This window comes from Pristimantibacillus sp. PTI5 (assembly GCF_048572955.1).
Classification (GTDB): Bacteria; Bacillota; Bacilli; order Paenibacillales; family Paenibacillaceae; genus Pristimantibacillus.
In genome coordinates this window covers 1,092,525-1,105,747 of record NZ_CP183886.1, presented here as the reverse complement: position 1 = coordinate 1,105,747, position 13,223 = coordinate 1,092,525, and the positions used below count along the sequence as shown (strand labels likewise).

The following is a 13,223-nucleotide window of genomic DNA, read 5'->3' as shown; positions in this document are numbered from 1 at the left end:
AATCAAAAAGAGCAGCAGCCTGTTGTACAAAGGCTGCTGCTCTTTTTGATTAATAAGCTTGCTGGATCAGCGCAGCGGCGCCGATCAGGCCGGCATCCTGCTGCAGCAGCGCGGGAACGATAGCCGCTTCCCTGCCCGATGGGTTAAGCGCGTGCTTGGATACGTAATCCCTTACCGCCGCGAACAGCGGTTCGCCGACCTGCGATACGCCGCCGCCGATGACGATTTTGTTCGGATCCAGAATATTGATAAGCGATACGCAGCCCATGCCGATCGAAGTGAACACACGATTGACGAGCTCGGACATTTGCGGATCGCCTTGCGCTGCCAGCTCAAAGGCTTCTTTCGAGGTGACCTCTCGGCCCAGCAGCTCCGTCGCCTGTCGGGCAACGGCCGTACCGGAAGCCACGACCTCCCACGGCGTTCCGGCTTGGTCAACAAGCATGAAGCCCGCATCGCCGGCGTTGCCTGTCGAGCCAGTCAGGAGCTTGCCGTGCATAAAGATGCCTGCGCCGATCCCCGTGCTGATCGTAATAAAAATGAAATGATCGGAATCTTTGGCTGCTCCGACCCATTTCTCGGCCAGCGCGGCAGCGGTAGCGTCGTTTTCCATTTTAATAGGAAGAGGAAGATGCTGCTTCAGCTCATCTACGACAGGAAAGCCCCACCAGCTTTTGAGGTTTGGCGGGCAGGTAAGCTCCCCTTTTTGCGTATTCAGCGGACCGGGAGCACCGACGCCAACGCCTTTTAATGACGCCAGCGCTAGACCGTTTTGCTCAGCCAGCTGCTTTACGGCGTCTGCGACCCGTGCAAGCATTTCCGCGGGCTCGACGGAAAGATCCGTCTGGAGCGAGCCCTTGGCGATCACCACTCCTTGCTCATCCACGAATCCAAATGCTATTTTTGTGCCGCCGATATCAATTCCGATTGCAATACTCACGAAATACCCTCCAATGATTTGAAAATAATACTGTAACCGTCTGAGAAAAGTCTATCATAATCAAAGAATATTAGGAAGAACGCAGCGCATGCCATAATTGCAAAGCAGCTTTATTTTGCCTGCAACTTCTACTGTACAAATAGGAAGTAGTGTAGTAATATCCTATCAAATGAAGTGCTAGAAAGAGAGGATCCTTTGCAGCGCAAGGGATCCTCTAAGCGTTTTTAACCAACATAGCGAAGAAGGTAACTGTCCAAATGGAATCCGAGTCCAAAGCTAGTCCGCGTATTGTGAAGCTAGGGATGTCTATGACCGAAAATGTTTGGAGGAACGCTCGGATCGATGTGGGAGCGTCCTGTTTATTCAGTTTGTTTAATGTGGTAATGAATCAATTTTATATCGCCTTTGCGATTCAGCAGGGAGCAAGCAATTTTCAGGTTGGGCTATTGTCGGCGGCTCCGGCGATCGGCCTTTTATTTTCGCCCTTCTGGGCGGCCTGGATCGAAAAAGCCAATAATCCAAAGCCGTTTGTCATTATCCCGAATGTCATTGGAAGATTGCTGCTGCTGCTTCCTGCTTTTTTTGCCTTTCCGTCCGTATATGTCGTTGCGGCGCTGTTATTCCAGCTGCTAATGGGCATTCAGGCTCCTGCGTACGCGGCATTGATTTCACGGATGTATCCATCCGATTTGCGCGGGAGATTAATGGGATATGTGCGGGTGGCGATGGGGAGCATTATGATTCCGCTCGCGTATTTCGTCGGCAGCTGGTCGGATGCTTTCGGGCCGTCGGGTCCGCTCATTACGGCTTCCATCGCAGGCATGCTATCGATTGGACTATTCAATACGTTGAAGATTCCTAAGCAGGAGCCCAAGGAAAAGCCGGTTGTACTCCAGAAGGCGAGCAGGTTTCCGCTGCAGGAGCAGTGGAAGCTCGTTAAAGAAAACCGGACGCTCGCCGTTTTCCTGGCGGCAACGACCTTTGCCGGCTTTGGCAATATGCTTGCGAACCCGCTTTACCAGATTATTCAAGCCGATATACTCGATCTCTCCAACCTGCAGATCGGCTTTGCCCGCGTAGCTTATTATGCGGCATTGCTGCTTACCTTTTTAATAGCGGGCTGGATGATTGATCGCATAGACATCAAATACACGCTGCTCTGCGGAATAGCGGCATACGCGATCGTTCCGATGCTTTACGGTCTTTGGGGCACTTACGCCGCGGTCATAACCGGAAACGCTATTCAAGGCATTGGGGAAGCGATATGGGATATCGGCATTTTAGCCTTTGTTTTCCGGCTGGCGCCGGGCCGCGAGGCGATGGTGTTCGGGCTGCATTTGATGCTCTTCGGCATTCGGGGCAGCATTGGCCCGATACTAAGCGGCACGCTTGCCGACAGCGTATCGTTAACGGTACTGCTTGTAATCGCCTCGATTTGCGGATGGATCGGCACGCTTCTATTCCTATCAGGCAACTGGAAGCGAAACCCGCTGCTTCGTAGAAGTTAATCTATGTTTTAGTTCTTGTTCATCTCTCGTTCATAATCGAATGCTAGAATACGTTATGGACATAAGGAATGTCAACCACATTCATGGGAGATGAACGATATGAACAAATGGAAAGTGATGCTCAGCGCCGTAGTGATCGCAGCGGCTTTGGCGGGCTGCGGGGTACAGGAGGAGCAGGCTGCAGGCGAAGTGCAGGCAGATACGCAGACAGATGTTCAGGAAAATGGAGCGGGCGGCGGCACCGGCGGACGTGGAATGGGACAAATGGGCGCGCAAGCCGATTTGATGGGTAAAATCAAATCCATTGATGGACAAACCATTACGCTTTACAAATCTGCGATGGGACAAGGCGGTCCGCCGCCAGGCGACGGAACGGGCACGGCGCCGGCCGATGGCGAGGGGGCGCAGCCGCCTGCGGAAGGCGAACTGCCTGCGGACGGCGAACGTCCGGCAGCGCCGGCTGGAGACGGAACCGCTCCCGAAGGCGGCGGACGCATGAACATGGGCGCGATGTTTTTGGATGAAACCGTAACGATTCAAGTGACGGATACGACGAAAATAACGACGATGACCTTCGAGAACGAGCAAATGGTGGAGACGGAAATGACGTTGGCGGACCTCAAGGCCGATGATATTTTATCCGTGATGTTAAAGGATGACACGCAGGAGGCTGAATCGATTACGATCCGAACCAGCGGCTTCGGCGGCGGTGGAGGCGGAGGCGGAAGACAGCCTCAGCAGCAAGAACAGCAGACCGATGCGGCGGCAAGCGAATAGGCTCAACATGCAAAAAGCGGCGGACCAGGACACAATCCTGTTCCGCCGCTTTTTTTATTATCTTTTTAGGATAGCTATCCAAAAATATGTCCATATCATCTATAAATGCGGCATATGTTTGCCCAGCTCCTCCGTTTATGATTTAACCACGGAAGACATAACGTCTATCCAACATCATTTTTAGGGGGATAAAAAAATGAGCAAAGCAAGCAATAAGTTTTCAATGCTGCTTCTGATGGTATCTATCGTTGCTTTGATTGCTGCAGGCTGCAGCGGCGGCAACAACGGCGGCAATAATGCCGGAGAGCAAACGGCGAACGGCGGTAAAGATGCCGGCAGCGGCAAAAAGACGGATATTTTGTTCTGGTCGCCTTTCTCCGGCTCGGATGGACCCTTCATGAAGAAGATCGTAGATAAATATAACGGCTCCCAAGACCAATATAAAGTCAATTTCGTTATCCAGCCTAACGGAGAATATTACAAGCAGCTGGACGTAGCGCTGAGCACAGGCAAAGAAAGCCCTGACCTTATGATTATGCACGTTGACCAAGTGCCGACATATGCAAGCAAAGACCAGCTGCAGCCGATTGACGGCATGGCTTCAGGCGCAGGCATCAATAAAACGGATTTTGCCGAAGCAGCTACGGAATATTCGACGCTGGACGGCAAATGGTATTCCATTCCGCTCGATATTCACCCTCTTGTCATGTATTACAACAAGGATTTGTTTGAGAAAGCGGGCATTGCGGGCGCTCCGACGAACCGTGCGGAATTCGACGATGCCGTTCAGAAGCTGACGGATAAAAGCAAAGGCGTATACGGCTATGCCGTCCCAACCTTGTGGCCGCAGCAATTTATTTTCCCGACGCTCGTATGGCAAAACGGCGGTGAGCTGTGGAACGGAACGGATGTTGCTTACAATTCTCAGGAAGCCGTAGAAATGGTGCAGTGGCTGCGCGGAATGGTAGACAGCGGCGTCTCGCCTGCCAATGTGCAGCAGGACGGCGAAAACACGCTGTTCCTGCAAGGCAAGAACGCAATCCAGTTCAACGGTCCGTGGATGAAATCGCAGTTTGACGAAGCGGGTCTCAACTACGGCGTCGCGCCGGTGCCGCAAATCGGCAAGGCGAAGCAAGCGGTATTCGCGGGATCCCACGGCTTCGTGGTTCCAAAAAGCGTAACGGATGAGAAAGTAACAGCGGGGATCGGCGACTTCTTGAAATATGTATCGACGAACTCGATGGATTGGGCGGAGTCCGGCCAAGCGCTCGCATCGAAACCGATGCTGGAGAGCGACGCATTCAAAGCGCTGGAATTCCAAAACAGCGTAGCTTCTGCCTTCCCTTACGTACAATTCGCACCGAATGTATTGAACTGGGGTACGATTTCCGAGCCGATCTGGGGCGAGCTGAACAACGCGTTGTTAGGCAAAAAGGAGGCGCAGAAAGCACTTGACGATGCAGCGGCCAAATCACAGCAAGCGCTAAAGAAATAACGCGAAATCAATTATAAAAGTAACGAGGAGGATGGGGATAGCAGAGTCCGTCCCCATCCTCCAAGGTTACGCTTGCATGGGACGAAAAATCGCAATGCGTCAAGGGGGACTCCGGTTGAAAACCACGTTCACGTCACGTCTTACATCGTTTTTATTCATACTGCCTTACTTAGCTGCATTCGGCATTTTTCTTTTGTTCCCGATCTTGTATGGCATTTATATCAGCCTCCACAACTTCGAGCTTTTGTCGAAGGAGCATGAGTTCGTCGGGCTTGCCAACTATATTCATATTTTCACGCCCGGCACCTATATCCATGATATTTTTTTCAGGGGCTTATGGGTGACGGCTCAATTTGTATTATTTTCCGTACCACTCTTAATTGTCGTTGGTTTGGCGCTAGCGTTGCTTATTCATGCGCTTCCGGCAAAAATCCGCGGGTTATTCCGGACGTTTTATTTCCTTCCTTATGCACTGTCGGCTTCCGTCATGGCCGTTATTTGGCTGATGATGTTTGATACGAACGCCGGTTTTCTGAACAGTATGCTGACGAAGCTTGGCATTGCGGGCATACCTTGGCTCACGGATACGCCTTGGGCTTGGATCTCGCTCATCATCACTACCCTGTGGTGGACAATCGGGTTCAATATGATTATTTTCATCAATGCCTTAAACGAGGTGCCGGAAGATTACTATGAAGCCGCTTCGATCGATGGAGCGAATGCATGGCATAAATTTACGAAAATAACGCTTCCGTCGATTCGCCCGGTGATGCTGTTTGTCATGATTACATCGACGATTGCTTCCTTTAATATCTATGCCCAGCCGTTTTTGCTAACGCGGGGAGGGCCTGGCGACACAACGAAGGTGCTGCTCATTAACGTGCTCGATCAAGCCTTTATCCGCAAAGAAATCGGTTCGGCTTCGGCGATGGCCATCGTCATGGCTTTGCTCATCATTATCATTTCAGTCGTACAGTTTAAGCTTACGAATGGCAGAAAGGGAGAGGTTTAAATGGTGAAAACGAGAAAGCTGTGGCTTGTCCTGCTGGCTGTAATCGTTGCGATATTTTTCCTGCTGCCGCTCGTTTGGATGATTTCGACTTCCTTTAAAAATGATTTCGAAGCCTTGTCCGGTAAAATGAATTTCTTCCCGTTAAAGCCAACGTTCGATAACTTCGTGCAGGGCATCAACGGCGAATTAATGAACGTTCCGATTATTCGCTGGATTATCAATTCCTTGTCGGTCGGATTAATCGGGACCGTCATCGTTCTAATCATTGATTCCATGGCCGCTTACGCGCTGGCTAGACTAAATGATCTGCCGCTGCGGAGAGTCATGCTCTCGTTGTTTATTGCTTCGCTTATGATTCCTGGCGTACTGACATTCCTGCCGATGTATTTGGAATTTAACGCGCTTAATCTGATCAACACGTATCCAGCGCTGATTTTGCCGGCAACCGCCGGAGCGTTCGGCGTTTTTCTGCTCTACCAGTTTTTCGCTTCTTTTCCGAAGGAAATAGAGGAAGCGGCACGTATTGACGGCGCGAATAAATGGCAAATTTACGCGCGTATATTATTGCCCTCCGCGGTATCGATTATGGTTACGCTGGGAATCTTCACGTTTATGGGGATTTACAATGATTTTGTTTGGCCGCTTTATGCGACGACTTCGCCCGAGATGCGTACGATCACCGCAGGGATCGCAATGATGGCTACGGGCAGCTATACGCAAAGCTACGGCAAGCTGATGGCCATGACTACCGTTGCAACGCTTCCGGTCGTTATTGTCTTCATTGTTGGACAACGCTCCTTCGTGAAGGCCATTACGCAATCGGCGGTGAAGTAAGCGGGCTCGGCATCCCCTCCCTATGAAAATACGGCACTAAAAAGAGACCTTGCCTTACAGGTCTCTTTCTGCACATCACGTTGTAAGCGAGGAGAAAAGGGCATGAAAACGATACGGAAGCGCATTTCATTAATCGCAGTGCTTATTGCAGCAGTTATCATCCTATTATCGGGGGTTTTTATCATGAACAAAACGAACCATGACACCGGGGCGGACGGCGTTTATAATGGGCATGGCGGGACATTCAAAAACACGCTGGCGCCGATCGATACGCCCGATCCGAGCATCCTTTATCGGAATGGCTATTATTATATGACTTTCACGCATAATGGGACGGATATTATGATCATGAAATCGAGAACGCTCGATTTCAATCAAGCGGAGCGGAAGGTCGTCTGGTACCCGCCTATCGATACGATGTACTCGGCTAATTTGTGGGCACCGGAAATTCAATATATCCAAGGCAAGTATTATATTTATTTCGCGGCCGACGACGGTAAAAATGAAAACCACCGCATGTATGCATTGGAATCCGAGACCGATTATCCGATGGGCAGCTATGCATTCAAAGGACAAGTAACGGATTCGACCAACAAATGGGCGATTGACGGCCTTGCGCTTGAGCATGAAGACCGGCTTTATTTCGTCTGGTCAGGCTGGGAAGGCGATCTGAACATCCAGCAAAATACTTACATTGCGCCAATGAGCAATCCGTATACGATCAGCGGGCCGCGAGTGCTGCTAAGCGAGCCGGATCTTGATTGGGAAAAAGCAGGCGGTCCGCCGTTTATCAATGAAGGGCAAGCGATTTTGAAAAAAGACGGAAGGCTCTTTATCGCTTATTCCGGAGCGGGCAGCTGGACTCCGTTTTATAGCATTGGTTTGCTGGCGCTTGCGCCTGACGCAGATCCGCTGGATGCCTCCAAATGGAATAAAGCGGAACAGCCGCTCATGAAAATGTATGGGGAAGCAGGGGTTTACGGTCCCGGACACAATACGTTCGTCCGTTCGCCGGACGGAACGGAGGATTGGATCGTTTATCATGCCACCAGCGGAGACGCAGACGGGTGGAACAATCGAAAGGCGCGTGCCCAGCGAATCGAATGGCAGGCTGACGGGATGCCCGTTTTCGGAGCGCCTTTATCATTGGATACAGCGATCGAGGTTCCGTCAGGGTCGGGTATATTCCCGGTACAGCATGGGATCAGCGCGGGAGAAGACTTATTATCTTTTAGCGGTATTCCATCGGCGATCACGGCGAAAGCGCCTTTGCTGGTGCACTATACCAATGATACTGAGCAGGAGCTGCGGTTGCAGGCAGGTGCTGGCGATGCAGCAATAACGGAAATCATCCTTCCTCCGACCAAGCCGAATGAGGCTGGCTATGTTTACGCTGAGCTTATGCTGGCCGAAGGCCAAAATCAGATTGACCTTCACGGCGGGCAGGCCATCAAATCGATCATTGCTGTCGAGCTGCCTCGTTTTGAAGCGGAATACGCCCAGCTTTCTCTAGACAGCGAGCTGGTGGAGAGTCCGTTAAGATCGAATGGCCGCTCCGTTCGTATTCTGGCAGGGGGCAAGGATGCTGTGCGGTTCGGGAATGTGAGGGTGCCCGCGAAAGGGACCTATACCCTGCGTTTGAAAGTTTCCAATCCGACGGACAGCGAGCAGCAGGTTCAGCTTACGGTAAATGGCGGAGGCGTTCATAAGCTGGCCGTTCCAGCAGGCGAGCGCGATCAATTCGCGGAAGTTGAAGTAAACGTGAAGCTTAGCGCAGCTGCCAACACGGTAATCATCGGAGAAGCGACGGGACAGCTGGAAATCGATTATTTGGATATCCTATCCCAATTGCATGGATAGGTGGAACAATTCACAGGTAGCGGGGGCCTAAGGATGCAAACAAAAAAACAGGGCGCGCAGTGGCTGATCTATATGGTTATTGGTCTCCAAATCGCAGCGTTAACCGGCTGCGCTTCCAAAGAAGCGGATAATCCTGCCGATAACGAAACGAAGGCATCTACGGTAAGATTGGAATTTTGGACACCGTTCAGCGGCGGCGATAACCAATTCATGACCGAAATGGTCAATCGTTTCAATAAGGAAAACAAGGAGATCGAGGTCGTCCAAGTCAATTCCAGATTGGATGACTACTACTCCAGATTAAAAACCGCCATTATGTCCGGGAATGCGCCGGATCTGGCCATTTTGCACCAGACGAGTCTGCAGCAGTTCGTCCAGAACGGCTATATTGAGAAGCTGACAGAGCCGGCCAAGCAAATTAATCTCGACTGGACGGGCTTCAATAAAAATATTCTCGATTCCACGATGTACGACGGCCATTCGTATGCGGTGCCTCTGGACACGCATGCTTTGGTGATGTACTACAATAAAAGCTTTTTGCGTCAAGCCGGGCTGCTGGATGCCGACGGTAATCCGTTAATGAGCGCCGGTGCGGATGGTTTTGCTGCCTTCTTGCAGAAGCTGAAGGCTTCGATACCGCCAAACATAGCGCCGATGGCTCAACCGAGCACGCGGATTGATTCCGTTTGGCTTTGGTGGAGCCTCTACAATCAGATTAACGGCGGCGGAACCTTCTATAATGAACAAGGCACTGAAGCGGTTTTTAACAATCCCAAAGCATTGAAAGCTTTAACCTTCGTGGATCAATTATACAAAAAACAGCTTATTCCTCCGAATATCAACGATGCTTTTAAGCTGTTCTATGACGGGGAAGCAGCAGTGCTCATTACCGGGATGTGGGGAACGGGCGCTTTCGAGAAGGCGACGAATTTAGATTTTGGCGTGATACCGATGCCGGTATTGTTCGATCAACCTGCCGTTTGGGGAGACTCCCATACCATCGCGATTCCTACTAGGCATGCCATGACGGATGAGAGAAAGCGGGCGGCGCTGACTTTTGCGAAATGGTGCGTGGAGCATGGCGCGATGTGGGCGGAGGCCGGACATGTGCCAAGCATGACGAAGGTTGTTGCAGGCGAGCCGTTCAACAGCTTGGATTACCGCAGCGCATATGCGGCGACGGCGAATTATGTAGCTTACTGGCCCCGCCACGTTAGGCAATGGTCCATCGTAGAAATTCTCATTCAAGAGTTCGAAAAAATGAACTATTCTCAGCAATCGCCGGAGCAAACGCTGCAGGCGGCCGTGAAGCGGGTGAATACCGAGCTGAAGAAATAAGGAGAAAACCATGAAGTGGATAATCAAGGCGATTGGGTGGTTCAAAAATCAGGAGCTCGCACGGAAGCTTATTTTAATTAATTTCATACTCGTCGTGCTCCCGCTCAGCGTCATGGGTTATTTCGCTTTTACAAGGTTTGCCGGCACGCTGGAGCAGAAAGTCGGCGATTATCAGCTGCAGACGCTCAAACAATTGACGCTTAACCTCGATACCTATATGGCGGAGCTGGACCGCTTAACGCTCATGCCTTATCAGTATGAGCAGATTATTACATTTTTGGAGAGCAAGAAATTTCATGGCCAAGCTCTGACCTTAGAGGAAATCAAGCAGCTCAACAGCTTCGTTTCCCAAGTATTTTTGAACGGTCGAATCGATATCGTCGGCGTCTCGCTGTTTGGGGAAAACGGTGCTTCGTATGTCGTGCTGCCCGAGAGCCAGTATGTCGCGACATATCGGCTGGATGAGAATGCGCAATGGCTAAAAAACGAACAGATGAAGAGCGGGCAATCCACCTTTATCGCTACGCATCCGATTCAATCAACGAGCGGAACGGTATTTTCCGTTTTCTCGATTGCCAGAGAGCTGCGCAGCTTTGACACAGGGAAGAAGCTTGGTTACATCGTCATAGATGTAGATCCTTCGGTCATTCATAAGATATTGTCCCAGGTCACGCTTGGCAGCCGTGAAGCGCTCTATATTGCTGATCAAAGCGGAGGCATCGTTGCCTCGAAGGATCCATCGCAGCCGATGGAGAGCATAACAAGCTTAATGGACGGCGAACAATCCGAGGGAGTTACCCACTCTACGTTAAGCGGCGAGAGGCAGCTTGTTTCCTACGTAACGTCGACGATCACCCATTGGACAACGATAGGAATCGTGCCGGTAGACGAACTGATGAAAGACAGCCTCATCATACGCAATTCCATTATGCTGTTTGGCATTATAAGCGTAGGCTTAGCCATGCTGATGTCCGTATTTCTGGCATTTCGGATCACGCAGCCGCTGCGGAGCTTAATTAAGCTCATGCGCAAGGTGGAACGGGGCGATTTGCTCGTGTCCTTCCCAGTGAAGCAGTGGGATGAGGTGGGCCATTTGGGCAAGGCTTTTAATACGATGGTTTCGAAGCTGAGCGAGCTTGGCTACTTGCTGTATGAAACCGAGATTCGGGAGAAAGACGCGCAGATCGCAGCCTTGCAAAGTAAAATCAATCCGCATTTTCTGTACAATACGCTCGGCTCGATCAGTATGTACGCGGAGGTCGAAGGCAACCGGGAAGTCGTCAAGATGACGAACAATTTAAGCAGGCTGCTTCGTTACAGCTTAAGCGGCCAGAAGGAACGCGTTAATCTCCGGGATGAGCTGGACCATGTTATGGGCTATATGACGATTCAAAAAATGCGCTACGAGGACCGGATCGCATTTCGGTTGGAGCGTGACGAAGCTTCGCTCTCCTGCAAGGTCATACCGTTAATGATTCAGCCGATCGTAGAGAATGCGATTAACCATGGGATCGATCAAGGGATTGGCCAAGGGAAAATCGCTATATCCTGCAAGCTGGATGAAAATCTGCTGCGTATCGTAATCGAGGATGACGGCATCGGCATGACTGAAGAGCAGCTAGGAACGATTCGCCGGAGATTACAGCATTCGAAGGATCTCGGAGGGAGCTCCGGCAACGGACTGCTTAACGTGCATAGAAGAATTGTTCTTCATTTCGGAGAACCGTATGGCTTAACGCTTGAGAGTATGCCGTATCAAGGGCTGAAAGTAATGCTGACATTACCGGCCGTTCAAGAAAAGCTTAATGATGTGGAGGGAAGCGTCCATGCCTAGAATCGTTATCGTAGACGATGAATCCATCTTTCGCAGAGGCTTGCGCAAAATGATAGCGGAGCTCGATCCGGATTGGGAGGTTGTCGGCGAGGCGCGCGACGGCTATGAAGCTTTGCAGCTAGTCGGGGATTTGAAGCCGGAGGCAGTTCTAACGGATATTAGAATGCCTCGCATGAACGGCATTCAGCTTCAGCAAATGCTGCGCGAGAAATTTCCTGGCATCTTATGCGTCGTTATTAGCGGCTTTGACGATTTTATTTATATCCAGCAATCGATGAGGCAGGGTGCTAAGGATTATATGATGAAGCCTATCGAACGCGAGGAGCTGGCTAAGGTTCTGAAGCTGCTTGGCGATAACGTGAAGCTGCAGCAGAGGCAAAGCATGCCGGTCAGCAAATCCCATCGCGAAGAACATCAGATTCGCCAGCATGTGAGCGAACATCTTATAACAGGCTTGCTGCGAGGCAGCGTGAACGAAGCGGATTTAGAACTGCTTCGATCGATCGGCATTGATTTTAAGGAGCCGTTTTTTACATGCATGGTCATTAAGCTCGACAAAAGCTCCATTGGCAGCGAACGCTATAATCAGGCGGATCCTTCCTTGTTTCAATTATATATCCAGCAGCTGGTGCAGGAGGTGCTGGGCAGAAGAACGAACGGTTTCTGCTTCATTATGTCGGAGACGGAGGTCGTTGCTTTGCTAAACATTCCAAACGGAAATCAGGGCATGGCAGATGCGATTGAAATTGGGGAGACCATTCGCAGACAAATGACCTCGCTTTCGAATATGACGGTCACGATCGGCATTGGATCGGCTGCCGAAGGCTTCAGGTCGATATCGGGCGCTTACCATGAAGCGGAAATCGCCCTTTTGCACCGGCTTATCGTTGGCGGCGATAAAGTGCTCTCCTATAACGGGTTGGTTCGGGATGAGCGCTACTACAGCGAGCAGAAGTCATTGACATGGGAGAAGCTTGAGCTGGCGATTAACGAGGGGAAGCCCGGACAGGTGGCAGAGGCTGCGCAGGCCTTAGTCAGCGAGCTTTGCAGTCAGGCGCTAGCTCCGGAAACCGTGCACCAGCAGCTTTGCAAGCTGCTTCTTCATTATTATGAAACGGCAGGCAAGCTTGGGCTTACGAAGCAATGGCTTGGAATAAAGGATATGAAAGCGGTCCTGTTTCATATCTGTTCGATTTCCTCGCGCGAGGAGCTTTCGGAGGAGTGCTCGCGTTTGCTGGTCCGGTTATCGGAATGCATCAACGAAAGCGCGGTGCAGCCCGAGCATGATCCGATAGAGAAATCGATCCGGTACATCGAACAGCACTACGCAAAAGCATTGACCCTCAAGGAGGTGGCCGACTCCGTCTATTTGAATGCGGCTTATTTCAGCACCTTGTTCAAACAGCGGACCGGGAAATCCTTTATTGAGAGACTAACCGAAATTCGAATACAAGAAGCCAAGCGAAGAATGGTTCAAACCGATCACAAAATAGCGGCAATCGCCGAGCATACCGGATTCACCAATATTCGCCACTTTAACCGCGTATTCAAAAATGAAACCGGCATGTCGCCAAAGCTGTACCGCGACCGCGTTCACGGGAATACGGAGGCAGTCCGGCCTTAGC

The 13,223-nt window shown here is 50.9% G+C and carries 10 protein-coding genes; 9 read left to right on the top strand and 1 reads right to left on the bottom strand.

Annotated elements, in window-relative coordinates; translation table 11 throughout:
- Positions 1 to 49 precede the first annotated feature (49 nt).
- Positions 50 to 940, bottom strand: a complete 891-nt coding sequence (locus ACN6MW_RS05225) for an ROK family protein (RefSeq protein WP_419874509.1) — start codon at positions 938 to 940, stop codon at positions 50 to 52.
- Between the two features lie 257 nt (positions 941 to 1,197).
- Between ACN6MW_RS05225 and ACN6MW_RS05220 the strand changes: the two genes are divergently transcribed.
- The 9 genes from ACN6MW_RS05220 (at position 1,198) to ACN6MW_RS05180 (ending at position 13,222) form a co-directional block, all read left to right on the top strand.
- Complete coding sequence (locus ACN6MW_RS05220; protein ID WP_419874508.1) at positions 1,198 to 2,448, top strand: MFS transporter; 1,251 nt, start codon at positions 1,198 to 1,200, stop codon at positions 2,446 to 2,448.
- A gap of 99 nt (positions 2,449 to 2,547) precedes the next feature.
- Entirely contained in the window at positions 2,548 to 3,225 is a 678-nt protein-coding gene (locus ACN6MW_RS05215) for a hypothetical protein (protein ID WP_419874507.1), read from the top strand.
- 196 nt (positions 3,226 to 3,421) lie between these two features.
- Positions 3,422 to 4,720 carry an ABC transporter substrate-binding protein gene (locus ACN6MW_RS05210; RefSeq protein ID WP_419874506.1) on the top strand — a complete coding sequence of 433 codons (1,299 nt, stop codon included), beginning with the start codon at positions 3,422 to 3,424 and terminating at the stop codon, positions 4,718 to 4,720.
- 115 nt (positions 4,721 to 4,835) lie between these two features.
- Positions 4,836 to 5,732, top strand: a complete 897-nt coding sequence (locus ACN6MW_RS05205) for a carbohydrate ABC transporter permease (RefSeq protein ID WP_419874505.1) — start codon at positions 4,836 to 4,838, stop codon at positions 5,730 to 5,732.
- Positions 5,733 to 6,566: a carbohydrate ABC transporter permease gene (locus ACN6MW_RS05200; RefSeq protein WP_419874504.1), complete on the top strand. Its 834-nt coding sequence runs from the start codon at positions 5,733 to 5,735 to the stop codon at positions 6,564 to 6,566. It begins immediately after the preceding gene.
- 102 nt (positions 6,567 to 6,668) lie between these two features.
- On the top strand, positions 6,669 to 8,426 hold the full coding sequence (locus ACN6MW_RS05195; RefSeq protein ID WP_419874503.1) for a family 43 glycosylhydrolase: 1,758 nt from the start codon (positions 6,669 to 6,671) through the stop codon (positions 8,424 to 8,426).
- A gap of 33 nt (positions 8,427 to 8,459) precedes the next feature.
- Complete coding sequence (locus ACN6MW_RS05190) at positions 8,460 to 9,764, top strand: ABC transporter substrate-binding protein (protein WP_419874502.1); 1,305 nt, start codon at positions 8,460 to 8,462, stop codon at positions 9,762 to 9,764.
- A 10-nt stretch (positions 9,765 to 9,774) separates the two neighbouring features.
- Positions 9,775 to 11,598: a cache domain-containing sensor histidine kinase gene (locus ACN6MW_RS05185; protein ID WP_419874501.1), complete on the top strand. Its 1,824-nt coding sequence runs from the start codon at positions 9,775 to 9,777 to the stop codon at positions 11,596 to 11,598.
- On the top strand, positions 11,591 to 13,222 hold the full coding sequence (locus ACN6MW_RS05180) for a response regulator (RefSeq protein ID WP_419874500.1): 1,632 nt from the start codon (positions 11,591 to 11,593) through the stop codon (positions 13,220 to 13,222). Before ACN6MW_RS05185 ends, ACN6MW_RS05180 begins: the two co-directional genes overlap by 8 nt.
- Position 13,223: the final 1 nt, after the last annotated feature.

Excerpts from the sequence above, each read along its gene's own strand:
- ACN6MW_RS05180 (WP_419874500.1), top strand. The coding sequence starts at position 11,591 with ATGCCTAGAATCGTTATCGTAGACGATGAATCCATCTTTCGCAGAGGC.
- ACN6MW_RS05200 (WP_419874504.1), top strand. The coding sequence starts at position 5,733 with ATGGTGAAAACGAGAAAGCTGTGGCTTGTCCTGCTGGCTGTAATCGTT.
- ACN6MW_RS05190 (WP_419874502.1), top strand. The coding sequence starts at position 8,460 with ATGCAAACAAAAAAACAGGGCGCGCAGTGGCTGATCTATATGGTTATT.
- ACN6MW_RS05215 (WP_419874507.1), top strand. The coding sequence starts at position 2,548 with ATGAACAAATGGAAAGTGATGCTCAGCGCCGTAGTGATCGCAGCGGCT.
- ACN6MW_RS05220 (WP_419874508.1), top strand. The coding sequence starts at position 1,198 with ATGGAATCCGAGTCCAAAGCTAGTCCGCGTATTGTGAAGCTAGGGATG.
- ACN6MW_RS05195 (WP_419874503.1), top strand. The coding sequence starts at position 6,669 with ATGAAAACGATACGGAAGCGCATTTCATTAATCGCAGTGCTTATTGCA.
- ACN6MW_RS05210 (WP_419874506.1), top strand. The coding sequence starts at position 3,422 with ATGAGCAAAGCAAGCAATAAGTTTTCAATGCTGCTTCTGATGGTATCT.
- ACN6MW_RS05185 (WP_419874501.1), top strand. The coding sequence starts at position 9,775 with ATGAAGTGGATAATCAAGGCGATTGGGTGGTTCAAAAATCAGGAGCTC.